The 25,085-nt window shown below is 61.4% G+C and carries 19 protein-coding genes; 11 read left to right on the top strand and 8 right to left on the bottom strand.

Annotated elements, in window-relative coordinates; translation table 11 throughout:
- Positions 1-187: 187 nt before the first annotated feature.
- Complete coding sequence (acnA, locus tag G365_RS0108225) at positions 188-2,866, bottom strand: aconitate hydratase AcnA (protein WP_019645036.1); 2,679 nt, start codon at positions 2,864-2,866, stop codon at positions 188-190.
- Between the two features lie 1,230 nt (positions 2,867-4,096).
- Between acnA and G365_RS0108215 the strand changes: the two genes are divergently transcribed.
- From G365_RS0108215 to G365_RS0108185, 7 genes are all read left to right on the top strand, one after another.
- Positions 4,097-6,070, top strand: a complete 1,974-nt coding sequence (locus tag G365_RS0108215) for an AMP-binding protein (RefSeq protein WP_019645034.1) — start codon at positions 4,097-4,099, stop codon at positions 6,068-6,070.
- 56 nt (positions 6,071-6,126) lie between these two features.
- On the top strand, positions 6,127-6,963 hold the full coding sequence (locus G365_RS0108210) for an ABC transporter ATP-binding protein (protein WP_019645033.1): 837 nt from the start codon (positions 6,127-6,129) through the stop codon (positions 6,961-6,963).
- Positions 6,964-7,104: 141 nt separating this feature from the next.
- A complete protein-coding gene (locus G365_RS0108205) occupies positions 7,105-8,040 on the top strand; it encodes a branched-chain amino acid ABC transporter permease (RefSeq protein WP_019645032.1) in 936 nt (311 codons plus the stop codon).
- Between the two features lie 13 nt (positions 8,041-8,053).
- Entirely contained in the window at positions 8,054-9,133 is a 1,080-nt protein-coding gene (locus tag G365_RS0108200) for a branched-chain amino acid ABC transporter permease (RefSeq protein ID WP_019645031.1), read from the top strand.
- A gap of 161 nt (positions 9,134-9,294) precedes the next feature.
- Positions 9,295-10,614, top strand: a complete 1,320-nt coding sequence (locus tag G365_RS0108195) for an ABC transporter substrate-binding protein (RefSeq protein ID WP_019645030.1) — start codon at positions 9,295-9,297, stop codon at positions 10,612-10,614.
- A gap of 172 nt (positions 10,615-10,786) precedes the next feature.
- Positions 10,787-11,638, top strand: coding sequence for an ABC transporter ATP-binding protein (locus tag G365_RS0108190; protein WP_019645029.1), 852 nt, complete (start codon positions 10,787-10,789; stop codon positions 11,636-11,638).
- A gap of 14 nt (positions 11,639-11,652) precedes the next feature.
- The gene (locus G365_RS0108185; RefSeq protein ID WP_019645028.1) at positions 11,653-12,903 is read left to right on the top strand and encodes a phenylacetate--CoA ligase family protein; all 1,251 of its coding nucleotides are present in this window, start codon (positions 11,653-11,655) and stop codon (positions 12,901-12,903) included.
- Positions 12,904-12,984: 81 nt separating this feature from the next.
- On the opposite strand, the gene ccmI is transcribed toward G365_RS0108185, so the two are convergent.
- The 7 genes from ccmI to G365_RS0108150 form a co-directional block, all read right to left on the bottom strand.
- A complete protein-coding gene (ccmI, locus tag G365_RS0108180; RefSeq protein ID WP_019645027.1) occupies positions 12,985-14,427 on the bottom strand; it encodes a c-type cytochrome biogenesis protein CcmI in 1,443 nt (480 codons plus the stop codon).
- The gene (locus G365_RS0108175) at positions 14,424-14,912 is read right to left on the bottom strand and encodes a cytochrome c-type biogenesis protein (protein ID WP_019645026.1); all 489 of its coding nucleotides are present in this window, start codon (positions 14,910-14,912) and stop codon (positions 14,424-14,426) included. The genes ccmI and G365_RS0108175 overlap by 4 nt, the downstream gene beginning before the upstream one ends.
- Positions 14,909-15,448, bottom strand: coding sequence for a DsbE family thiol:disulfide interchange protein (locus tag G365_RS0108170; RefSeq protein WP_019645025.1), 540 nt, complete (start codon positions 15,446-15,448; stop codon positions 14,909-14,911). Before G365_RS0108170 ends, G365_RS0108175 begins: the two co-directional genes overlap by 4 nt.
- A gap of 32 nt (positions 15,449-15,480) precedes the next feature.
- Positions 15,481-17,490: a heme lyase CcmF/NrfE family subunit gene (locus G365_RS0108165; protein ID WP_019645024.1), complete on the bottom strand. Its 2,010-nt coding sequence runs from the start codon at positions 17,488-17,490 to the stop codon at positions 15,481-15,483.
- A gap of 42 nt (positions 17,491-17,532) precedes the next feature.
- The gene (ccmE, locus tag G365_RS20795; RefSeq protein ID WP_019645023.1) at positions 17,533-18,012 is read right to left on the bottom strand and encodes a cytochrome c maturation protein CcmE; all 480 of its coding nucleotides are present in this window, start codon (positions 18,010-18,012) and stop codon (positions 17,533-17,535) included.
- Complete coding sequence (ccmD, locus tag G365_RS0108155) at positions 18,009-18,218, bottom strand: heme exporter protein CcmD (RefSeq protein ID WP_019645022.1); 210 nt, start codon at positions 18,216-18,218, stop codon at positions 18,009-18,011. Before ccmD ends, ccmE begins: the two co-directional genes overlap by 4 nt.
- Positions 18,219-18,282: 64 nt before the next feature.
- Positions 18,283-19,002 (bottom strand): heme ABC transporter permease, encoded by a 720-nt coding sequence (locus tag G365_RS0108150; protein WP_026345198.1) that lies wholly within the window; start codon positions 19,000-19,002, stop codon positions 18,283-18,285.
- Positions 19,003-19,331: 329 nt separating this feature from the next.
- Here G365_RS0108150 and G365_RS0108145 point away from each other — a divergent pair, with 329 nt between their 5' ends.
- The 4 genes from G365_RS0108145 to lspA all read left to right on the top strand — a co-directional run bounded on the left by G365_RS0108145 (position 19,332) and on the right by lspA (position 25,062).
- Complete coding sequence (locus G365_RS0108145) at positions 19,332-20,585, top strand: UbiH/UbiF/VisC/COQ6 family ubiquinone biosynthesis hydroxylase (RefSeq protein ID WP_019645020.1); 1,254 nt, start codon at positions 19,332-19,334, stop codon at positions 20,583-20,585.
- A 131-nt stretch (positions 20,586-20,716) separates the two neighbouring features.
- Positions 20,717-21,682: a bifunctional riboflavin kinase/FAD synthetase gene (locus G365_RS0108140; RefSeq protein WP_019645019.1), complete on the top strand. Its 966-nt coding sequence runs from the start codon at positions 20,717-20,719 to the stop codon at positions 21,680-21,682.
- Positions 21,683-21,751: 69 nt separating this feature from the next.
- Positions 21,752-24,568, top strand: coding sequence for an isoleucine--tRNA ligase (ileS, locus tag G365_RS0108135; protein ID WP_019645018.1), 2,817 nt, complete (start codon positions 21,752-21,754; stop codon positions 24,566-24,568).
- Positions 24,565-25,062 (top strand): signal peptidase II, encoded by a 498-nt coding sequence (lspA, locus tag G365_RS0108130; RefSeq protein WP_019645017.1) that lies wholly within the window; start codon positions 24,565-24,567, stop codon positions 25,060-25,062. The genes ileS and lspA overlap by 4 nt, the downstream gene beginning before the upstream one ends.
- Positions 25,063-25,085 lie beyond the last annotated feature (23 nt).

Below are 25,085 nucleotides of genomic sequence, written 5' to 3'. Positions count from 1 at the left end.
GGGATGATGCTCAGGAGTTCTGTCGACCCGCGACGGATGCCAGTAAAAACATGCGCGGGAACGTACCATTATGTCGATGGGCTCGACAAGAGAGCGATTGAGGGGGGAACTCCTGCCGTGCTGCCCTTCCGGAAAGAAAAAACGGGGAGCCGGAAGGCCCCCCGCCTGTTGTTAGGGTCGGGTGGAGTCAGGTCACCAGAGACCGCAGCACATACTGGAGGATGCCGCCGTGGCGGTAATAGTCCACTTCGTCGGCAGTATCGATTCGGCAGAGGGCGGTGAGACTCTCAGTTGATCCGTCCGCACGGGTAATGGTCACGCTGACATCTTGACGGGGCCTGATACCGTCGCTGAGGCCGGTGATATCAAAGACCTCGCTGCCATCCAGCCGCAGGGTCCTGCGGTTAATCCCATCCGGGAACTGAAGGGGCAGAACGCCCATGCCGACCAGGTTGGAACGGTGGATCCGTTCGAAGGATTCAACCAGAACGGCCTTTACCCCCAGCAGGTTGGTTCCCTTGGCGGCCCAGTCGCGGGAGGAACCGGTGCCGTATTCTTTGCCCCCGATCACCACCAGCGGGGTGCTGTCAGCCTGATACGCCATGGCGGCATCATAGATGGCCATCACCTCGCCAGACGGGATGTGTCTGGTGATGCCGCCTTCGATGCCGGGAACCATTTCGTTTTTGATACGGATGTTGGCAAAGGTGCCGCGCATCATCACTTCGTGATTACCCCGGCGGGCGCCATAACTGTTGAAATCTTTCCGCTCCACGCCATGGGCCAGAAGGTAACGGCCGGCCGGGCTGTCGGCCTTGATCGAACCGGCGGGAGAGATGTGATCGGTGGTTACTGAATCCCCAAGGATCGCCAGAGGTCGCGCCCCACGGATGTCGCTGACTGTGCCGGTCTCTTCCGTGAGACCGGTGAAGTATGGCGGATTCTGCACGTAGGTAGAGGTGTCACTCCAGCGATAGGTTTCGCCTTCCCCCACCGTGATATCCTGCCACTGCCGGGGGCCGGTCCAGACGTTGGCGTACCGTTCCTGAAACATTTCGCGGGTGACGCAGGCGGCAATAGCAGCCTGAATTTCCGCACTGCTCGGCCAGAGATCCTTCAGGTAGACCGGCTGTCCATCCGTGCCGGTTCCCAACGGTTCGCTGGTGATATCCTTCTGCAGAGTGCCGAGAATGGCATAGGCCACCACCAGCGGTGGGGAGGCCAGCCAGTTGGCGCGGACGTGGGGGCTGATGCGGCCTTCGAAGTTGCGGTTGCCTGACAGCACCGCCGAGACCACCATTTTGTTGGAGTCGATGGTGTTTGCAATCGGCTCGGCCAGCGGACCGGCGTTGCCGATACAGGTGGTACAGCCAAAGCCGGCGATATTGAAGCCGAGTTGATCAAGATAGGGTTGCAGACCGGCCTTCTGCAGATAGTCCCGCACCACCTGCGACCCCGGTGCCAGAGACGACTTCACCCACGGGGCACGCTTAAGGCCCTTTTCGACAGCCTTTTTGGCGACCAGACCGGCGGCAATCAGTACGCCGGGGTTGGAGGTGTTGGTGCAGGACGTGATGGCGGCGATCACCACATCGCCCTGATGCAGGGCATAGTCGGCTCCGGCGACGGCGAAACCTTTGGCGTGATCTGTGACGCCTTCGGCTGTCAGCACATCCTTCAAGGCGGCGGCGGCACCGGACAGGGCCACCCGGTCCTGCGGGCGTTTCGGCCCGGCCAGAGAGGTTTCGACGGTGGACATGTCAAGGTCAAGGGTGTCGGTGAAGACCGGGTCCCACTCAGCGGTGCGCCACAGGCCCTGTTCTTTGGCATAGGCTTCGACCAATGCGATCTGCTCTTCCGGGCGGCCTGTCAGGCGCAGGTAAGCCAATGTTTCGGTATCAATCGGGAAGATGCCGCAGGTAGCCCCATATTCGGGGGCCATGTTGGCAATTGTCGCCCGGTCGGCAAGGGTCAGGCTGTCGAGGCCGGGGCCGTAGAATTCCACGAACTTACCGACCACCCCTTTTTTCCGCAGCATCTGGGTTACGGTCAGCACCAGATCGGTGGCGGTCATGCCTTCCCGCAGTTTGCCGGTCAGCTTAAAGCCGATCACTTCCGGAATCAGCATGGAGACGGGCTGCCCCAGCATGGCGGCTTCGGCTTCAATACCGCCGACCCCCCAGCCGAGGACGGCCATCCCGTTGACCATGGTGGTGTGGGAGTCCGTTCCGACGCAGGTGTCCGGATAGACCAGAGTGCGGCCGCCTTCTTCCCCGGTCCAGGCAACCCGGGCCAGGTGTTCGAGGTTGATCTGATGGCAGATGCCGACGCCGGGTGGAACAGCGCGGAAATTCCGGAATGCGGTCTGCCCCCAGCGCAGAAATTCGTAACGCTCTCCATTCCGCTCGAACTCAATATCCATGTTCTTTTGCAGGGCGTCGGCAGATCCGAAAGAATCGATCATCACGGAGTGATCGATGACCAGATCAACCGGGGACAGCGGGTTGATCTTCTGCGGGTCTCCCCCCAGCGCTTTCATCGCATCACGCATGGCGGCCAGATCGACCACGGCAGGGACGCCGGTAAAGTCCTGCATCAGCACGCGGGCCGGGCGATAGGCAATTTCCCGGTCGGACCGGCGGTGCCGGCCCCAGTCGGCACAGGCCTTCACATCGTCGACGGTTACGCTGCGCCCGTCTTCATAGCGCAGCAGGTTTTCCAGCAGCACTTTCATCGAATAAGGCAGGTGAGCGATATCGCCGAGGCCCGCCTGTGTGGCAGCCCGCAGGCTGAAATAGTCGAATTCTTTCCCGGCGATGTTCAGAGTCCGGCGGGTGTTGAGGGTATCCTGACCGCACAAAGGCATGGGGGTGCTCCTGTTTCTGGGGAGTAGGAAAACGGGAAAGCAGAGGTCTGGATAGGGCGGGGAGCCGTCACGGCACCCTTCCTGAAAAGGGTGGGGGGAAGAGGGTAGGGTCTTCCGGGGGGCCGTCTGTCTATTGATACTGCGATGCGGCACTGACGAAAGCATAGGTCTGCCACGAGGCTTCTGTCCAGAAAATGCCGCCTTGAAGCATTATTTCAAGAGAAGCCCTGAAGGGGGTGCCGGTGGGGTTCAGGGCGGAAAATCCACCCGAAAGGGTGGTTTTATATTCACGAATCGACACGTTCGGGATTGGTGTCATTTTCGTCTACAGGCTGTCCAATCATCGTATACAGCAACGTATACAATTCTGACGAACCAGAATGCCGGATAGCGGAAAACAGCCCGGAAAATGCCGTTTTCAGACCCTGATTTGCAAACTTGCCAAGGGTCAATTTAACGGGTTGACGCTACGGAAACCGTAACTTTTGTTGACCGATTGGCAAAAGTGCGGTTAGCTACACACATGACGCATGCCATGTATGCAAGAAGTGCATGACAAGGCGTTGTGATCGGGGTACACCAGTGGGAGTATCGCCAGATACGGGAAGAGACCTTTTTCAATAAAGGGATTTTCCGGGGTCCTGTCCGGTTTTCTGGAACCGTCGTTAAGGCGGACCGGAGGTACCGGAAAATAGGTCAGAACCACACCGGAGGCAGGGGATTGCCGTAGAGACCGGTGGGGGGAGGCCGAAACAGGGGTTGTTGTTTGCTGCACGGGTGGGTGGGCCACCCGGATCATCTGTGACCTGTTACCGCCGGAACCATCCGGTCGGGAAAAGGGTTCTGTTCCTGTCCTGTTGAAGGCTGTCACCCTGACGGTCTGCGCAGGCCGGGCGGTAAAAAAGCCAGCGGACCGTTCTTCTTGCCTGCAGGAATGCTGTGGGGTGGGGCGGGGCCGGGGGCCAAGATCCAGCAAGAACAAAAAATCATATAAAAATAACGATGTAAGAACGCGTGTTGCCTTCAGGACGAGAAGAGGCCGGACCCCGGAAAACCGTGGCGTCCAGACAATGAGTCTCCCGTCTGAATGAGCAGTGTCGCCGGGATGCCGTTGATAGCGGGCCTGTGCGACGTGGGAGTGAAACTGATGTCCAAGGAAACGTCCATGACGGAAACGTTCGTGAGCGGCTGCCGGGGTGCGTCTGCCGGTCTGTGGGGAGGGTCTGTCTGATGGCCTCCGCAATCACCACCACCCCGGCGATGGATACTCTGCCAAAGTTGCTCAAGCACCATGCAGAGGTCCGCCCCAACCATCCCGCCATGCGCGAAAAGGATTTCGGCATCTGGCAGACCTGGTCGTGGAAACAGGTCCATGACGAGATTATGGCTCTGGCTGCCGGGTTTTCGGCGCTGGGCGTGACCCGTGGTGCCACCATTGCCATCGTTGGGGATAACCGCCCGCAGCTGTACTGGTCGATGGTGGCGGTCCAGGTTCTCGGCGGTGTGCCGGTGCCGGTCTATCAGGATTCCGTCGCCCGCGAGATGCAGTTTGTGCTGGAGCATGCCGAAGCGGTTCTCGCCGTTGTCGAGGATCAGGAGCAGGTCGATAAGCTGCTGGAAATCCGGGAGCAATGTCCGAAGCTGCAGACCATCCTGTTCGAGGATGACCGCGGCATGCGGGATTATCATCAGACCTTTGTCCATTCCCTTGCGTCAGTGCAGGAGAAGGGGCGGGCTCTGATGGCCCAGAACCCCGGCCTTCTGGATGCTGAAATTGCCAAAGGCAAAGGCAGCGATATCGGGGTGATGCTGTATACCTCCGGTACCACCGGCCAGCCGAAAGGCGTGATGCTGACCTTCGACAACGTGCTGATCACGGCCCGTAACAATGTTGAAATGGAGGGTCTGACACCAGACGAAGATGTTCTGGCTTACCTGCCGATGGCATGGGTGGGGGACCATCTGTTTTCGATGGCGCAGGCCTATGTCTGCGGGTTTACGGTCAACTGCCCGGAAAGCGGGGAAACCTTGCTGATCGACCTGCGGGAACTGGGGCCGACCTATTTCTTCTCGCCTCCGCGTATCTACGAAAACATCCTGACCACAGTGATGATCCGTATGGAGGACGCCAGCCGCCTGAAGCGGAAGATGTTCGGATACTTTATGGACGTCGCCAAACGCGTCGGGGTGGATATCCTGGACGGTAAGCCGGTCTCAGTCACCGACCGCCTGCTGTATGGGCTGGGGAACCTGCTGGTTTATGGCCCGCTGAAAAACGTTCTCGGTTTTACCCGCATTAAGCTGGCCTATACCGCCGGTGAAGCGATCGGGCCGGAAATTTTCTCCTTCTATCGGTCGCTGGGGATCAACATCAAACAGATCTACGGGTCCACCGAGGCCAGCGTCTTTATCTGCGTGCAGCCTAATGGCGAGGTTTATGCCGATACGGTCGGTAAACCGGCGCCGGGGGTGGAGCTGAAGATTGCTGAGAACGGTGAGGTGCTGTTCCGCAGTCCCGGGGTTTTTCAGGCCTATTTCAAGCAGCCTGACAAAACGGCGGAAGATAAGACGGCGGATGGCTGGGTGCATACCGGTGACGCCGGGATCTTCAATGATCTGGGGCACCTGAAGATCATTGATCGCGCCAAGGATGTCGGCCGGATGGTGTCGGGGCAGATGTTCCCGCCCAAGTATCTGGAGAACAAACTGAAGTTCTTCCCCTTTATTAAAGAGGCGGTTGCCTTCGGTGATAAGCGCGACAGTGTCGGCTGCTTTATCAACATTGATCTGGAAGCGGTGGGGAACTGGGCGGAACGGCGGGGACTGGCCTATTCCGGGTTCCAGGATCTGGCGGCGCAGTCTGTGGTTTACGACCTGATTCAGGACTGCGTGGAAAAGGTCAATGCCGATCTGGCGGCCGACCCGATGCTGTCAGGGTGCCAGATCAGCCGGTTCCTGCTGCTGCATAAGGAACTGGATGCGGACGATGGTGAACTGACCCGCACCCGCAAGGTGCGCCGTAAGTTCATCAACGAACGCTACGCCGATCAGATCGAGGCGCTGTTTGATGGCCGTACCAGCGTGCGGGTGGAGACGGAAGTAACCTTTGAGGATGGTCGTAAGGGGATGGTCCGCGCCGATCTGGCGATCCGGTCCGCCGCTGTCCGTCCGGGTACTGCCGCGCCGTTGCGGAAGGCGGGCTAAGGCCCTGCCCCTGTTCCGTGATCGGTTCCGCCTGACTTTTGTGGGGAGCTCCCCTTATGTCCAGTTCAGCCGTTAACCCTGTTTCCGGTTCTGACGCTTTTACCGCAGATGGCCGCCACAAGATCGGTGGCGTCATCCTGTCCGTGCAGAACATCAGTCTGTCGTTTGGTGGGGTGCGTGCCCTGACCAACATCAGCTTTGATGTGCGTGAGCATGAAGTGCTTGCCATCATCGGCCCCAACGGGGCTGGCAAAAGTTCCATGCTCAATGTCATCAACGGGTTTTATCACCCGCAGGAAGGCAAGGTGTTTCACAAGGGGCAGGAGCGTAAGCGCATGCGCCCCTATATGGCCGCCCGTGCCGGGATTGCCCGGACCTTCCAGAATATTGCCCTGTTCAAGGGGATGAGCGCGCTCGATAACATCATGACCGGGCGTAATACCCTGATGAAGTCCGGTCTGCTGGCGCAGGCTTTCTATCTGGGCCGGGCCCGGAAGGAAGAGACCGCGCACCGCGAATTTTGCGAAAAGATCATCGACTTTCTTGAAATCGAGGCTGTGCGCAAGACGCCGGTCGGGCGTCTGCCCTATGGTCTGCAGAAGCGGGTGGAACTGGGGCGGGCTCTGGCTGCGCAGCCGGAAATCCTGCTGCTTGATGAGCCGATGGCCGGGATGAACCTTGAGGAGAAAGAGGACATGTGCCGCTTCATCCTCGATGTGAATAAGGAATTCGGGACCACCATTGTGCTGATTGAGCATGACATGGGGGTGGTGATGGATATCTCCGACCGGGTTGTGGTGCTCGATTATGGCCGCAAGCTGGCCGACGGCACCCCGGATGAGGTCCGGGCCAATCAGGACGTGATCGACGCCTATCTGGGCGGCGGGCACTAGAGCGTTTTCAGCAAAAGTGGACACCGGTTTGCGGTTGAGAAGGCTCCGACATTCTGAAGAAGAGCACTTTCAATCAACGGGTTTTCTCTTAACCGGACAATGCTCTCAAGGGCCCCGGTTCAAGATGGAAGGATGAGTCCGATGGACTTCCTCTACAATTTCTTTATCAGTCCTTTTGTTCAGATCGCCGATGCCCCGCTGTTTTTTGTCGAGGTGCTGACCGGCGGTCTGTTGTCCGGGGTGATGTATTCCCTGGTGGCGCTGGGCTTTGTTCTGATCTTCAAGGCCTCCGGCGTTTTTAACTTTGCCCAGGGGGCGATGGTTCTGTTCGCCGCCCTGTTCTTTGCCGGATTTATGGATAAGGGCGTGCCGTGGTGGGGATCGCTGATCCTGACCATCGGCGTGATGGTGCTGCTGGCGATGGCGATTGAGCGGATTGTGCTGCGGCCACTGGTGAACCAGCCGCACATCATCCTGTTCATGGCGACCATCGGCGTCACTTATTTTCTGGATGGTTTCGGTCAGACCATCTGGGGGTCCAGTGTCCGTGTGCTGGACATCGGTCTGCCGCAGACCCCGCTCGAGATCGGCGGTGTTCTGGTCAACAAGTTCGACATTATCGCCGCCGTGGTGGCGGGCTCTCTGGTCGCCGCGCTGGCGCTGTTTTTCCAGAAAACCCGTATCGGGCGCGCCCTGCGGGCCGTGGCAGATGACCACCAGGCGGCTCTGTCAGTCGGGATTCCGCTGAAGACCATCTGGGCGATTGTCTGGACCGTTGCCGGTCTGGTCGGTCTGGTGGCCGGGGTGATGTGGGGATCCAAGCTGGGGGTTCAGTTCTCGCTGGCGATGGTGGCCCTGAAGGCCCTGCCGGTGCTGATCCTTGGCGGGTTTACCTCGGTGCCCGGTGCGATCATCGGCGGCCTGATCATCGGGGCCGGGGAGAAGATCGCGGAAGTGTACTGGGCGGATGCCATTGGTGGCGGTATCGAAGATTGGTTTGCCTACATGCTGGCGCTGATGTTCCTGCTGTTCCGTCCGCAGGGTCTGTTCGGCGACAAGATTATTGAGCGCGTGTAAGGAGTAAGCACAGATGCTGTACCGTGAGGCAGGCCAGTTCAAAACCTCTTACGCCGCTGATCAGCAGATCTTTCCGATTTTGCAGGACCGTATTGGCATCGGCTTGATTGCCGTTCTTGCCCTGGGTGTTCTGCCGCTGTTCGCCACTGAATATATGACCACCACCATTCTGATTCCGTTTCTGGTGATGTCGATTGCCGCGATCGGGCTGAACATCCTGACCGGTTATGCCGGACAGCTGTCGCTCGGCACCGGCGGGTTCATGGCGACCGGTGCGTTTGCTGCCTATAAGCTGTCCACCATGTTTCCGGATCTGAACATTGTGTTCGTGTTCCTGGGGTCTGGCGTCATCACCGCCTTTGTCGGGGTGATGTTCGGTATTCCCTCGCTGCGGATTAAAGGGTTCTATCTGGCGGTGGCGACGCTGGCGGCGCAGTTCTTCCTGCTGTGGCTGTTTAATAAGGTGCCGTGGTTCACCAACTATTCGTCTTCCGGGGTGATTTCCGCTCCGCCGCGGGCGATCTTCGGGGATATCATGGTCACCGGGTCGAGCGCCCATTACACCGCCAAGTACCTGTTCCTGCTGGTGTTCGTCGGCCTTCTGGCGCTGGCTGCCAAAAACCTGACCCGCTGCCATCTTGGCCGGGCGTGGATGGCGATCCGCGATATGGATATTGCCGCTGAGATTATCGGGATCAAGCCGTTGCAGACCAAGCTGTCGGCCTTTGCCATCAGCTCGTTTTACTGCGGTATCGCCGGGGCGGCGTGGGGGTTCATTTACACCGGGTCGGTGGAGCCTCTGGCCTTCTCGATCGAGATTTCCTTCAAAGTGCTGTTCATGGTCATTATTGGCGGTCTGGGGTCGATCCTTGGGTCGTTCTTCGGGGCTGCCTTCATGGTGCTGCTGCCGGTGATCCTGACCAATGCCCCGCATCTGCTGGGGCTGAACATTCCCGTCGATATGATTTCGCATCTTGAATACATGATCTTCGGGGCGCTGATCATCTTCTTCCTGATCGTTGAGCCGCACGGGCTGGCCCGTCTGTGGCAGATCGGTAAGGAAAAGCTGCGTCTGTGGCCGTTCCCCTACTGATTTCGGTCAGGGCGGATCCCCGGTTACAGCCGGTACCAAGAACATGGGCAGGGGTGGCAACGCTGCCACCCCCTCAAGCCCGGACCCTGCAGCCGGAATACCGGCTGCCTGATGAAGAAAAACGTCAGACATCAAGACAGATTGTCCATGGGAGGACGCGCATGATTTTCAAGAAACTCGCTCTTGCTGCTGTCGGGGCTACGCTGGCTGCTTCGGCACTGTCGGCTGTTCCGGCGCAGGCGCAGGAAAACGGCCAGTTTGTGCCTGGTCTGGTTTACCGTACCGGCCCCTATGCGCCGGGCGGGATTCCGTGGGCCGACGGGTTTGCCGACTATGTGTCGCTGCTGAATGCTCGTGACGGCGGCATCAACGGTGTACCGCTGGTCTATGAAGAATGCGACACCGCCTATAACAACGATAAGGGCGTGGAATGCTATGAAAAGCTGAAGGGGAAAGGCCCGACCGGCGGCGCCTCCGTTCAGCCGCTGTCCACCGGCATCACCTATGCCCTGATGGACCGTGTCCGTGCTGATAAGATTCCGATGATCACCTCCGGCTATGGCCGTGCTGATGCGTCTGACGGATCGGTCTTTGAATGGATCTTCACGGCCCCGGTGACCTACTGGGCGGGGGCGGATGCCATCGTGCAGTACATTGAGGCGCAGGAAAAAGACCTGAAGGGCAAAAAGATCGCGCTGGTCTATCACGACTCCGCCTTCGGGAAGGAGCCGATCAAGACCCTGCAGGCTCTGGCAGAGAAGAACGGCTTCAAGCTCGATCTGTTCCCGGTGCCGCATCCGGGGCTGGAACAGAAGGCGACCTGGCTGAAGATCGGCCGTCAGCTGAAGCCTGACTGGGTGATCATGTGGGGCTGGGGTGTGATGAACTCCACCGCCATTAAGGAAGCGGCGGCCGTCGGCTTCCCGATGAATAAGTTTGTTGGCGTGTGGTGGTCCGGTTCGGAAGTGGACGTCCGCCCGGCCGGTATGGATGCCAAGGGCTATCTGGCTGCTCAGTTCCACGGTGCCGGTGCCAACTACAAGGTTCACGAAGACATCGTGAAGACCCTGTACGAAAAGGGTAAGGGCGCCAGCGATCGCGATAAGGTCGGTGATATTCTGTACAACCGTGGTCTGATCTCTGCCGTGATCATGGCCGAAGGCATCCGCACTGCCATGAACAAGTATGGCAACAAGCCGATGACCGGGGAACAGATCCGTTGGGGTCTGGAAAACCTGAAGCTTGACGATGCCGCCCTCGACAAGCTGGGCCTGAAGGGGCTGATGGCGCCGCTGCAGCTGTCCTGTAAGGACCATGAAGGCGGCGGGAAAGTGGTGATTCAGCAGTGGTCCGGCGCTGCCTGGACCCCGGTGTCTGACTGGATTACTCCGCGCCGTGACGGTTTCCTGACCGAAATGTACAAGGAATCCGCTGCTCAGTACGCCAAGGAAAAGAACATTACTCCGCGTACCTGCAACTGAGGAATATCCCCAGTTTCCGGGTAACGGAAACCCCGTGACCGGCGGCCCTGCCCCCCTCATTCCCTGTCTTGGAGGGGGGCGGGAACGCCCAAAAGGAAAAACCGCGTGACCGTCCGGGCCATAGGCCCAAGCGCAGCGTTTCCCAAACGTAGAGTTTTAGGGAGTACCCGTCGTGAGCCAAGCCACCCTGCATGCCGTGCAGCCTGCCAGCAGCCCCGCCGCTGCCGAGCCGATCCTGCGGGTCAACAACATCGAGGTGATCTACGATCACGTGATTCTGGTGCTGAAAGGGGTCTCCCTTGCGGTGCCGGAAGGGGGCATTGTTGCCCTGCTCGGGGCCAACGGCGCGGGCAAGACCACTACCCTCAAGGCGATTTCCAACCTGCTGCGGGCAGAACGTGGCGAAGTCACCAAGGGCACCATTGATTATAACGGTCGCAGCATTCAGGACCTGACCCCCAATGACCTCGTCAAGATGGGTGTGGTGCAGGTGATGGAAGGCCGCCACTGCTTCGGTCACCTGACCGTTGAGGAAAACCTGCTGACCGGCGCCTACACCCGTGGGGATGGGGCTGCTGCGGTAAAGCGGGATCTGGAAAAGGTCTATGAATACTTTCCGCGCCTGAAAGTGCGGCGGAGCAGTCAGGCCGGTTATACCTCCGGCGGGGAACAGCAGATGGTCGCCATCGGGCGGGCCCTGATGACCAAGCCGAAGGTGATTTTGCTTGATGAGCCGTCGATGGGGTTGGCCCCGCAGCTGGTGGAAGAAATCTTCGAAATCGTCAAACAGCTGAATCAGAAGGAGGGGGTCTCCTTCCTGCTGGCGGAGCAGAACACCACCATTGCGCTGAAATACGCCACCTTCGGCTACATTCTTGAAAATGGCCGCGTGGTGATGGAAGGCGAGGCCCAGCGCCTGATGGAAAATGATGACGTGAAGGAATTCTATCTCGGGCTGGCGGCGGAAGGCCGGAAGAGCTTTAAAGACGTTAAGCATTACCGCCGCCGGAAGCGTTGGCTGTAAGGGAGGGATCAGCGATGACCGAGCAGACCGACGCCTCTTCCTTTTTCGACGCTCTGGAAACCCGCGACCCCGAGGTGCGGGAGCGGGACCTGTTTGCGGGCCTGCCTGGGCTGATTGCCCATGCCAAAGCCCAGACCGACTTTTTTGCCACCCATCTGAAAGATGTCGATCCGGCACAGGTGACGGATCGCGCCGCACTGGCAAAACTGCCGGTTCTGCGCAAGTCCGCTCTGAAAGACGTGCAGGCCCTTACGCCCCCGTTCGGCGGATTGGTGGCACGTGATCGTCCGGTCGGACGGATTTTCCAGTCTCCCGGCCCGATTAACGAGCCACAGGGGATAGGGGCCAACTACTGGCGGGCGGCCCGTGCCCTGTATGCTGCCGGGTTCCGCTCCGGTGATCTGGTGCATAACAGCTTTTCCTACCACTTCACGCCGGGTGGGTGGATTCTGGATGATGGCGCGCGGGCGTTGGGCTGTCTGGTGTTCCCTGCCGGTATTGGCCAGACGGAGCAACAGGCACAGGCAATCGCTGCCATGCGTCCCAGCGGATATTGCGGGACCCCCAGCTTCCTGCGGATCATGCTGGAGAAAGCGCAGGAGCTGGGGCTTGATACGTCGTCGCTAAAGAAGGGGCTGGTCTCGGGCGAGGCATTGCCGCCCAGCCTGCGGGCCCTGATCCGTGATCTGGGGGTTGATGTCTATCAGGCCTACGCCACCGCCGATCTTGGGGTGATTGCCTATGAAACCCCGGCTCTTGAGGGCATGGTGATCGAGGAAGGGGTGATCGTTGAGATCGTCCGTCCCGGGACCGGTGATCCGGTGGAGCCGGGCGAGGTCGGTGAGATTGTGGTCACCACCTTCACCCCGGAATATCCGCTGATCCGTTTTGCGACCGGAGATATGACTGCGCTGTTGCCGGGGATCAGCCCCTGTGGCCGGACCAACATGCGGATCAAGGGCTGGATGGGGCGTGCCGATCAGACGACCAAGATCAAAGGGATGTTTGTTCATCCCGAACAGGTGGCCGAAGTGGTGAAGCGGCACCCGGAAATCCGCCGTGCCCGGCTGGTTGCCGACTCGGTTGATAACGTTGATCAGATGCTGATCCGGGTGGAGGTTGAGCAGGCTGCGGATGGTCTGGGTCTGGCGGTTCAGAAAACGCTGCAGGAGGTCACCAAGCTGAAGGGGACGGTTGAGCTGGTGGCCCCGGGGTCTTTGCCCAACGACGGTAAGGTGATTGACGATATCCGTTCCTACGCCTGACCCGGCTGGGGGACCTGATCTCGCTGGGATCTGTCGCAGACCAAAAAGGCCACAGGAGAAATCCTGTGGCCTTTTTGGTATTCAGTTGGCTCCAAGTGCTTTCAGCCGGTCCTGTGCCATACTGTAAGCCGGACTGTCCGGGGGCATGACGGAAGAAAGTTTCTTCCACAGGTTGATCGCCTCATCCGCCTGCTTCCGGCTTTCGGCGGCCAGAGCCCGCAGATAGAGTCCGCCGGGCTCATCCGGGGCATTTGTCGCCATCCAGCGGGCTTGTTCATAGAAGGCGTCGGGAAGAGACGGTGCTTTCGTCGTTTCAGCCCGGGCCAGCAGGGCCATCCCGTAATCCAGACGGGTTCCGGCATTGCCGCCGTCCTGTTCCACGGCTTTGGCGTAGGCATTGACGGATCCGTCATAGTCTTTCAGCACGCCGAGAGACTTCCCAAGACGGGCCCAGCCTTCGGGATCCTGAGGGGCCGTGGCAAGGCGGTCCTTCAGGCGCTGGATCATCCCGTCAATCATTGCCTTCTGATCTGGGCTGAAGCCTTCGTCTGCCTGTTCAGCCTGCTGTTGCATCGGTGCGGCTGCACCCGGCCCGGAAGGCAGAGTAGCGACCTCTACCGGGCGGGAATCCAACGGGTGGCGCGGGCTGATGCCCATCGGCGGGATACCGGCTTCCTGTGCGGCCTGTGCAATCCGGGACCGCAGCATCCGCATCCACGGGGCATCCGGCGGGGACCCTTGCGACAGGTCGCGCCAGATGGCGATCCCGCGCTGGGCATCGCCCCCTTGTACGGCTGCCAGCCCGAGATAATAGCGGCTGCGCGGGTCGTCACGGTCCTGTGCCAGTGCTTTGAGGAAGGAGTCTTTGGCGCCGGGCATCACCTGCCCGTTGCTGGCCATCACATTCGCTTCCCCCAGCGATGCCCAGCTGGCGGCATCCAGTGGCCCCAGCCCGGCGGCCTGCTCATAGGCATTCAGGGCTTTGGTGTATTCCCCCAGCTGCTGCCATGTCTGGCCTAATGCGATCCAGTCAGACTGCTTGCCGCCGTCTTGCAGGGCTTTGGTCATGGTCTCGGCGGTGATGCGCAGGTTTTTGGCCTGATCGGGTGTCAGCCCCAGCATCTCCGCCATCCGTTCGGCATGGGGGCGATCAGGATACCCGGGGGAGCCAAGACGCCCATACAGGCCAAAAGCAGCGATCGGCAGGGCGACGGCCAGCGCAATGGTGGTGAAAATCCGCTGTCGCCGACCGGGGGATCCGGTTTGCAATGCCCCTGCGGCGCGGGCTTCGGCATCTGCGTTCAGCAGGCGGCGATGGATTTCCAGCCGGGCCGCGTCGGCCTGTTCGGCTGTCACTACACCGCGCTCCAGATCCTTTTCCAGCTCCCGCAGCTGGTCGCGGTAGACCTGCATGTCAAAAGCGGCGCGGATAACTGACCCATTCTGACGGCGCAGCAGCGGCAGGGCCAGCATGACGAGAACGGCAAACGTCAGCCCGACAAAGGCGATCAGTGTCAGGGTCATGACCCGCTCTCCTCAGTCCGTAGCAGTTTTTCCAGCCGTTTCCGTTCTTCCGCACTCAGGGGCGGGGCGGCCGGAGATTCGTCAACGTGGGCAGCTGACGGGCGGCGGTACAGCCGCCAGCCCAGCCCCAGCGCCAGCAGGGCAAACAGGGGAGGGCCAGCCCACAGCGCCAGTGTTGTCATTTTGAACGGGGGACGCAGCAGGACATAGTCGCCGTAGCGATCCACGACGTATTGCATCACCTGATCGTTGTTATCGCCTTTGGTCAGGCGGTCGCGGACCAGAAGCCGCAGGTCACGGGCCAGATCGGCATTGGATTCATCAATGCTTTCATTCTGGCAGACCACACAGCGCAGGTGTTTGGAGATATCCCGGGCCCGCTGTTCCAGCTGCGGGTCCTTCAGCATCTCGTCCGGCTGGACGGCAAAAGCCAGAGGGGCAGACAGGATCAGGGCGGCGAGAGAGAGGGCGGCAAACCGTTTCACTTGCGCAACTCCTCCACCAGCGGCTTCAGGGTCTGTTCCCAGACCTCTTCCGTCACCGGGCCGATGTGTTTGTAACGGATGACGCCGTTCTTATCGACGACAAAGGTTTCCGGGGCGCCGGTGACGCCGAAATCGATGGCGACCTTGCTGTCGGGGTCGAGGCCGACGCGGGTGTAGGGGTCACCGTTTTTCTGCAGCCAGCGCAGGCCGTCGGCCGGGTTTTTTTCCCGCCAGTCAATGCCGTGGATCGGGATGACGTTCTGCTGTTTCAGCTTCATCAGGAACGGGTGTTCGATGGCACAGGCCACGCACCACGATCCGAAGATATTGACCAGTGAGACCTCGCCTTTGAGGTCGCCAGACCGCAGGGGCATCCCGCGTCCCGGCAGTTCTTCCAGCGCAAAGTCGGGGACCGGGCGGTTGATCAGCACCGAAGGGATGGTCTTGGGGTCGCGCCCGCTGAGGAGCTGGGAGGCAAACAGCCCCACCAGCACCACAAACATGATCGTCGGCGCGATAAAGATCAGTTTACGCATGATCGCTCAATCTTTCCTCAGGCCATCTGTCTTCAGGCTTTGACGGCGGCGGTGGTCGCCGCGCCTGTCCGCTTGCGGACCGGGGCACCGACGCGGTGGCGGCGGTCGGTCAGCGACACCAGCCCACCTGCTGCCATCAGCAGCGCGCCGTACCACAGCAGCGGCACCAGCGGTTCGTGATACAGCCGGGTGACATAGGCCCCCGGCAGGGCCGGATCAGGGTCACCGATGACCGTATAAAGGTCTGACAGGCCGGTGGTATGGATGGCGGCTTCTGTCGTCGGCATCGGCGGTGAACGGTACAGACGCTTTTCCGGCGTCAGGGTCGCGATCAGCTCTCCCTCTTTACGGACCTCGAAGATTCCGCGCTGGGCTTCATAGTTCGGCCCCTGCACGGTGGCGGCTGACGTCAGGGTCACGTCGTAACCGGCAATGCGCACGGCTTCGCCGATTTTCTGTGACTGGACCAGCTCCCCCTTATAAGCGGAAGAGGCGGTGACGCCGGCGACCACCAGAGCCATCCCGGTATGGGCAAGGGTCATGCCCCACGCCGCGCGGGGTAGGTTGGCTGCCCGGCGCAGGCTTTCCCCCGCCGGGGCGCGGAACAGCTTTACTCGCTCCGCCCATTCCACCAGGGTCGCGACCAGCAGCCAGGCGGCCAGACCGAAGCCAAAGGCCGCCAGCAGGTCATCGATGGTGCCGCCGACGTACAGCCACGATCCGGCCATGGTCAGGCCGGTGGCCGCCAGAGCCACCCACAGGCGGGAGAGCGCCCCACGCAGGTCACCGCGCTTCCATGCCAGCATCGGTCCGATGCCCATCACCACAACCAGCGGCACCATCAGGGGCACGAACACCGCGTTGAAGAACGGTGCGCCGACCGAGACTTTGCCGAGCGCAAAGGCATCGGCGATCAGCGGGTACAGGGTGCCCAGCAGCACGGTGGCCATGGCGGTGGTCATCAGCAGGTTGTTCAGCAGCAGCCCGCCTTCCCGCGAGATGGGGGTGAACAGGCCGCCCCCCTGCAGGGTCGGGGCACGGAACGCATACAGAATCAGGGCCCCACCGACAGAGACCGCCAGCAGAATCAGCACGAACATCCCGCGGGTCGGGTCACTGGCAAAGGCATGAACGCTGGTCAGCACCCCGGACCGGACGAGGAAGGTCCCAAGCAGACTCATCGCGAATGTCAGGATCGACAGCAGGATGGTCCAGCTTTTCAGGGAGTCCCGCTTTTCCACCACGATTGCGGAATGCAGCAGGGCCGTGCCAGCCAGCCACGGCATGAAGCTGGCATTTTCCACCGGGTCCCAGTACCACCAGCCGCCCCAGCCGAGTTCGTAATAGGCCCACCAGGACCCAAGGGCGATGCCAAGGGTCAGGAAGGTCCATGCCGTCAGGGTCCACGGGCGGACCCAGCGGGCCCATGCCGCATCGACCCGGCCTTCAATCAGGGCGGCGACAGCGAACGAGAAAGCCATCGAGAACCCGACATAGCCGAGGTACAGCATCGGCGGATGGAAGGCGAGGCCGGGATCCTGCAGCAGCGGGTTGAGGCCTTTGCCATCCATCGGCGGCGGATTCAGACGGATGAAGGGGTTGGAGGTCAGCAGGATGAACAGCAGGAAGCCTGCGGTGATCATCGCCTGCACCGACAGCGCCCGCGCCCGCAGCTGCGGCGGCAGGTTACGCCCGGTCAGGGCCACGGCCAGACCGAAGAAGGTCAGGGCGGTGATCCACAGCAGCAGGGATCCTTCATGGTTCCCCCAGACCCCGGCGACCTTGTAAAGCATCGGTTTGTCGGAGTGGGAATTCTGCGCCACCACCGAAACCGAGAAGTCGGAAACCACGAAGGAATAGGTCAGGCAGGCGAAGGCTACGGCAACCAGCCCGAACAGGGCAACCGCCCCGGGCCGGGCCATGGCCATCATGGCGCCGTCACCGCGATGGGCCCCCCATAAGGGGACAATGGACTGTACCAGCGCCACGCACAGCGCCAGTGCCAGTGAAAACTGGCCGAGTTCGGCAATACTCAGGGTCATGCAGCGCTCCTGCGGGCGGGCGTGGCGATAGGGGGGACAGGCTTAGTTCTGGGGGGCCTTATGCGAGGCCGCATCCGTCTGCGCCCCGGTCCACTGCCCGGATTTTTTCAGGGCCTCCGCCACTTCCGGCGGCATATAATTTTCGTCGTGCTTGGCAAGGACTTCCTTGGCGATAAACACCCCGGACCGGTCAAGCTTGCCTTCGGCCACCACGCCCTGCCCTTCGCGGAACAGGTCGGGCAGAATGCCGGAATAGCTGACCGGCAGATCGGCGTTCATGTCGGTGACGGTAAAGCGGACCTCAGAACCGGTTTTGACCACCGATCCGTCCTTGACCAGTCCGCCCAGCCGGAAGCGACGGTCTTCCCCGACCTTCTTCGCCTGCACGTCGGTGGGGCTGTAGAAGAAGACCAGATTGTCCTGAAAGGCCGTCAGAACCAGTGCGGTGGCGGTGCCGAGCAGCAGTAGCCCGGCAACCACCATATACAGGCGGCGTTTCTTGCGGGTGGCGGCGCGGCTCATGCGGTTTCTCCTGCCCCGGGGGTTTGGTTGCCGTCCCGGCGGCGGCGGGCCGAGCGCACGCTGCTTTGCAGCAGGTCAAGCATCTTCTGCTTCCGGCGCAGGCTGCTGACCGTCGCCACACACAGCGCACCAAGCACCACCAGTGTCAGGGCATAGGCAGGCCAGACATAGCCTGCATATCCCCCCATTGACAGAAAACCGCTCATCTCTCTCGTTCCGACTCAGTAAATCTTATTCATTGGGTCCGGTGATCCCTGCGGTTGACCGGGGTCAGCCGTGGATCTCCGTCAGGCGCAGGCTGCGGATTTTGGCATCGGCGACCTCAGCCTTGATGCGCAGCAGCAGCAGTGTGACGTAATAGGCCTTGAAGCCGACGGTCATCACCAGCAGCGGTACCAGCATGGCCGGGTCGATGGCCGGGCCGCCCATTTTCACCACGCTGGCGGGCTGATGCAGGGTGTTCCACCAGTCAACGCTGAACTTGATGATCGGGACATTGACAAAACCGACAAGGGCCAGGACAGCCGCAGCCTTCTGCCCGCGCTGGGGGTCATCGAAGGCTCCCTGCAGGGCCATGTAGCCAAGGTACAGGAACAGCAGGATCAGCATGCTGGTCAGGCGGGCATCCCACACCCACCATGTCCCCCACATCGGCTTACCCCACAGGGACCCCGTGACAAGACAGAGGAAGGTGAAGCACGCCCCGACCGGGGCGCTGGCCTTGGCAGCCAGATCGGCCAGCGGATGTTTCCAGATCAGGGCCACAGCACTGGCCACCGCCATGGCGGTGTAGGCGAACAGTCCCATCCATGCTGCCGGAACATGCAGATACATGATCCGGACCGTGTCGCCCTGCTGGTAGTCAGCGGGGGAGAACGCAAGGGCCCACACCAGACCGGAGCCAAGGGCGAGGACTGTGGCGGCGATGCTCCACGGCAGAATGGCGTCGGCCAGCCGCAGGAAGCGGGTAGGGTTGGCGAACCGGTGCATCAAGACTCCCGTGGTCAGGGCCCGATCGGACCGGGCGCCCGCAAAGTGGCGTCCGGTGCCGGGTATTGCAAGATCCCGGCAGAGCGGGACGGTGTGCGGATCGGGGCTATTCATACCGTTGTCCCGGAATTAAAGCCAGTCTGGGCGGTTGCGCCTTGAGGCACGTCAAACCTTGATTAAGTTTAATCTGGGGTATCTGAACACTGCCTGAAGGCGGGCAAGCACAAACCTGTGGCTGAAGGCTGGACATCAGGCCGGCTTCGCGCCACAGTTCGGCCCGGTCAGGAGGGGTCACAAAACGCCCCGGCTTTCTGTCAGGAGTACCATTGATGTCACAGACCGTTTCTTCTTCCGTCGTGCCGCCCGCTGCGGCGCTGACCTGTGATGTGGTGGTGGTCGGTGGTGGTCTGGTGGGCGGAACACTGGCCTGCGGGTTGGCCCAGCACGGGGTCAGCACCATTTGCATCGATAAGGATGATGCCGGAGTCCTGCTGGACACCGGTTACGACGGCCGCTCTTCGGCGATCGCGCTGGCCTGTCAGCGGGTGCTGGAAGGCACCGGGGTCTGGGCGCACATGGTCAGCGATGTCCAGCCGATTCTTGATATCCGGGTCACGGACAGCAACAGCCCGCTGCATCTGCACTACGACCACCGCGAGGTCGGGGCACCGATGGGCTATATGGCGGAAAACCGGACCATCCGCCGGGGGATTCTCGCCCGGTTTGCCGAACTGGAGAAGGCCCCCCTGCTGGCCCCTGCGACGGTGGCGACGGTGGACCGCCGGGTGGATGGGGCAACCGTCACCCTGACCGATGGCCGGGTTATTCATACCCGCCTTGTGGTGGCGGCAGATGGCCGTCGCAGCCAGATCCGGGATATGGCGGGGATCCGGCTGCAGCATGGTTTGCCGTACAATCAGGTCGGGATCGTCATGACCGTCTGGCATGAGAAGGATCACCGGGGGATCGCCCATGAACGGTTCCTGCCGTCAGGCCCGTTTGCGATTCTGCCGCTGCCGGGGGGGCACCATTCCTCGCTGGTGTGGACGGAGAAAGACCCGCTGGCGTGGACGATCCTGAAGCTGCCGGACGCTGAGTTTCAGGCAGAGCTGATGAGCCGGTTCGGTGATTTTCTTGGCGAGGTCAAGGTGGTCAGCAAGCGGTTCGGCTATCCGCTTACCCTGCAGCACGCCAGCCGATATATCGATCTGCGTCTGGCGCTGGTCGGCGACGCGGCCCACGGTATGCATCCGGTGGCCGGGCAGGGGATGAATTTTGGCCTGCGCGACGTGGCGGCCCTGATTGAAAAAGTGGTCGAGGCCCGGCGGCTTGGTGTCGATGTCGGGGCGGCGACGGTGCTGGAAGGGTATCAGAAGTGGCGTCGTTTCGATAACGTTCTGATGCTGGGGATGACCGATGGTCTGGTCCGGCTGTTCTCGAACGATATTGCGCCGCTGCGGCTGGCCCGGACTGCCGGGATGGCGGTGGTCAACAGGCTGCCGGGACTGAAGCGGTTTTTCATGCGTCATGCCATGGGCGATGTCGGCGCGTTGCCCAAGCTGATGCAGGGGGAGCCTCTCTGATCCGGGGGCCCTTTTTATAATCCTTCCGTTGCCTTTAAGGCGCGGATCGTCTACCCCTGTGGGGTTTCATCCACAGCCCGGTGCCTGATGCCGGACCGGGCGCTGTCAGGGTCCAGACCATCTCATCCGCCATGCGCCTGTTTCGCCATTACGACGAGTTCTCTCCCGAGTTCCGGGGCAGCGTGATTGCCCTCGGTAACTTCGATGGCGTCCACCGTGGTCATCAGGCGGTGATCGGCGAGGCTTTGCGCCGGGCCCGCCTGAGCGGGGTCCCGGCGGCGGTGATGACTTTTGACCCTCATCCGCGTCGTCTGTTCCGGCCTGATCTGCCGCCGTTTGCTCTGACCAGTCTGCGCCTGAAGGCTCGCCTGATCGAGGCCCTGGGCGTGGATTTTCTGTATGTTCAGCACTTTGACGCCGCTTTTGCCGCCAAATCTGCCGAGACCTTCATTGAAGAGGTTCTGGTGAAGGGGCTGGGGGTGTCTCATGTGGTGGTCGGGGCCGATTACGCCTTTGGTAAGGGGCGGGGTGGCTCGGTCGAGGTGATGCGGTCCCATGCGGCCCGGTTTGGCTTTGACGTGACGGCTGTTGATCTGGTCACCGGCACCGATGCCGGGAGCAGCGTGTTTTCCTCTACCGTGGTCCGGAAAGCTCTGGCCGATGGGGATACGGCAAGGGCAACGGCCATTCTGGGGCACCCGTGGGAGATTGAAGGCCGCGTTGAGCATGGTGATGCCCGTGGCCGCACCATCGGCTTCCCGACCGCTAACCTGCGGCTGGGCGATTACGCCCGCCCGGCGACCGGGGTGTATGTGGTGCAGGCTGGCATTGACCGGGGCTGGCAGACGGAATGGGTCGGCGGGGTTGCCAATTACGGCCGCCGCCCCACCTTTGATAAAACTGATGACCTGCTGGAAGTGCATCTGTTTGATTTTTCCGGTGACCTGTACGGCCAGCACCTGCGGGTGCGGTTTCTGCACCATCTGCGCCCGGAGCAGAAATTCTCCGGTCTTGATGCCCTGAAGGCACAGATTCTGGCCGATGCGGCGCAGGCGCGAATTATGTTGGCCCGTGGTGCCGAAAACCACACGGCCTGATCCCTCTTCCGTGACCGGACAGGTCTGCTGCCCAGGACAGACACTGTATTCAGAGTTGAGAACCGTTCCATGACCGTGGATTACAAAGCCTCCGTTTTTCTGCCGAAGACTGACTTTCCGATGCGTGCCGGGCTGCCGAAGCAGGAGCCGGGTCATCTGGAGCGCTGGGAAAAGATGGGCCTCTATGCCCGTCAGCGCCGGGAATCGAAGGGGCGGGACAAGTTCGTCCTGCATGATGGCCCCCCCTACGCCAACGGCCATCTGCACATCGGTCATGCCCTGAATAAAATTCTGAAGGATGTGATCTCCCGGTCTCAGCAGATGCAGGGCAAAGACTCGGTCTATGTGCCGGGCTGGGATTGCCATGGCCTGCCGATCGAATGGAAGATCGAAGAGGAATACCGCAAGAAGGGCAAGGACAAGGATGCTGTTCCGGTGGCCGAGTTCCGCCGTCAGTGCCGGGATTTTGCCGACAAGTGGATCGACGTCCAGCGCAGTGAGTTCAAGCGCCTCGGCGTTCTGGGCGACTGGGGCAACCCGTATGTCACCATGGATTACTTCGCCGAGGCGCAGACCGTGCGCGAACTGGGCAAGTTCCTGATGAACGGCAGCCTGTACCGGGGCGCTAAGCCGGTGATGTGGTCGGTGGTGGAAAAGACCGCTCTCGCTGAAGCCGAGATCGAGTACCACGATCATACCTCCACCACCATCTGGGTGCGGTTCCCGGTGCTGTCGTCGCCGGTGGCGGCGCTGACCGGTGCTGATGTGGTGATCTGGACCACCACCCCGTGGACGATGCCGGGCAACCGGGCACTGGCCTATGGGGCGGCGCTGGACTACGCCGTGTACCGGGTGACCGAGGTGGCTGACGGTGCGCTGGTGAAGACCGGCGACCGCCTGCTGCTGGCCCCGGCGCTGGCCGAAGAGGTGATGAAGGTCGGTAAGTTCACCGCTGAAGTGGACGTTGCGGTCTCCGGGGCTGATCTGGCCGGCACCGTCTGCGCCCACCCGCTGCGCGGTCAGGGGTATGATTTCGACGTGCCGATGCTGGCCGGTGAGTTTGTTACCGCCGATCAGGGGACCGGGATTGTCCATCAGGCTCCGGGGCATGGGGAAGACGACTTCTATCTGTGCCGCGAGCATGGCATTGCCGTGCCGGAAACCGTGCAGGATGACGGCACCTATGCCGCCCACATTCCGCTGTTTGCCGGTCAGCATGTCTACAAGGTCGCTCCGGCGGTGATTGAGGCCCTGACCGGGGCCGGGCGTCTGCTGGCCCACGGCAAGCTGGTGCATTCCTATCCGCACTCGTGGCGGTCAAAGGCTCCGCTGATTTACCGGACCACCTCGCAGTGGTTCATCTCGATGGAAGCGAACGACCTGCGGGTCAAGGCGCTTCAGGCCATTGATGATACCCGCTTCGTTCCGGCCGTCGGCAAGAACCGTCTGCGTTCGATGATCGAACAGCGCCCGGACTGGTGCGTATCGCGTCAGCGGACCTGGGGCACCCCGATCACCGTGTTCGTCAACAAGGTCACTGGCGAGCCGCTGCGGGATCAGGCGGTTCTGGACCGGATCACCGCTGCCGTTGAGGCCCGTGGGGCCGATGCGTGGTTTGAGGATAATCCGCAGAGCTTCCTTGGCGACTCCTATCAGGCCGAAGACTATGAACAGGTCTTCGATGTTCTGGACGTGTGGTTCGACTCCGGCTCGACCCATTCCTTCGTGCTGGAACACCGCGAAGACCTGCACTGGCCGGCCGACCTGTATCTGGAAGGCTCTGACCAGCACCGTGGCTGGTTCCATTCGTCCCTGCTGGAAGCCTGCGGCACCCGGGGCCGGGCCCCGTACAATGCGGTGCTGACCCACGGCTTCACGCTTGATGAGCAGGGCCGCAAGATGTCCAAGTCGCTGGGCAACACGATTGCCCCGCAGGACGTGGTCAATGAATACGGTGCCGATATCCTGCGTCTGTGGGTGATTTCCACCGATTACGCCAATGATCAGCGCATCGGGCCGGAAATCCTGAAGCAGACCGCTGAAACCTACCGCCGCCTGCGCAACACCCTGCGCTACATGCTGGGTGCGCTGGACGGTTTTACCGCTGATGAGGCGGTCACCGACGTCGCGGCGATGCCGGAGCTGGAACGCTGGGTCCTGCACCGTCTGGCGGAACTGGATGCGGTGGTGAAGCAGTGCTGCCACGACTTCACCTTCCACACCCTGTTTGCCGAGCTGAATGCCTTCTGCACCTCTGACCTGTCGGCCTTCTACTTCGATATCCGCAAGGATGCGCTGTACTGCGATGCGCCGAACGATCCGGTCCGCCGGGCCTGCCGCACGGTGATGAACACCCTGTTCAACGCGCTGGTGAAGTGGATGGCGCCGTTCCTGGTCTTCACGGCGGAAGAAGCGTGGCTGTGCCGCAATCCGGGCGAAGAGTCCTCGGTGCATCTGACCACCTTTGACGTCATTCCGGCAGATTGGCGCAATGATGCCTTGGCTGTGCGCTGGGATGCGGTCCGCAAGGTCCGCCGCGTGGTACTGGGGGCGCTGGAAGGGGCCCGGAATGCCAAGGTGATCGGGGCGTCCCTGCAGGCGCATCCGCAGGTTTATGCCCCGGCGGATCTGCTGGCGCAGATCGACGGTGTCGATATGGCTGATGTCTGCATCACCTCCGGCATCACCCTGAATGCCGCGGATGTCCCGGAAGGGGCTTATGCCCTGCCGGACGTCGCCGGAGTCGGTGCGGTGGTCGAAACCGCCTCGGGCGAAAAGTGTCAGCGCTGCTGGAAGGTGCTGCCCGATGTCGGTACGCATCACCACGAAGGTGTCTGTGGCCGCTGCGATGATGCGGTGACCGTGATTGCCGGGGGCGCTGCATGATCCGCCGCCTGACAGACGGGATGGTGTTTAACCGGTCGTTCTGGCTGTGTCTGCTGCTGGCGCTGGTGGCGCTGGCAGCGGATCAGATCGTCAAGCTGTGGGTTGTCGGTCTGTCCGGCGGGGATCCGATGCGGATTGAGGTTCTGCCGTTCCTCAATCTGGTGATGGCGTGGAACCGGGGCGTCAGCTTCGGGTTCCTGCATGACAGTTCGTTCGGGCCGTGGCCCCTGCTGGCGCTAGCTGTCGGTTTTTCCGGCGTGCTGCTGGTCTGGATGGCCCGGGCGGAAACCCTGATCCTGCGGCTGGCGCTGGCGCTGATGATCGGCGGGGCGCTTGGGAACGGGATCGACAGGGTCCGGTGGGAAGCGGTTGCGGACTATATCGACTTCTTCATCGGCGGCTGGCACTTCTGGGCTTTCAACCTTGCTGATGCCTTCATTTCTGTTGGGGCGGCGCTGCTGATCGCAGACAGCTTGTTCCGGCGGGAAAGCTGAAATACAACTGTGCTGTGTTTGTG

The organism is Novispirillum itersonii subsp. itersonii ATCC 12639 (assembly GCF_000381985.1).
Lineage (GTDB): Bacteria > Pseudomonadota > Alphaproteobacteria > Rhodospirillales > Rhodospirillaceae > Novispirillum > Novispirillum itersonii.
The sequence above is the reverse complement of the archived record's forward strand: the minus strand, read 5'-3'. Positions and strand labels throughout refer to the sequence as shown.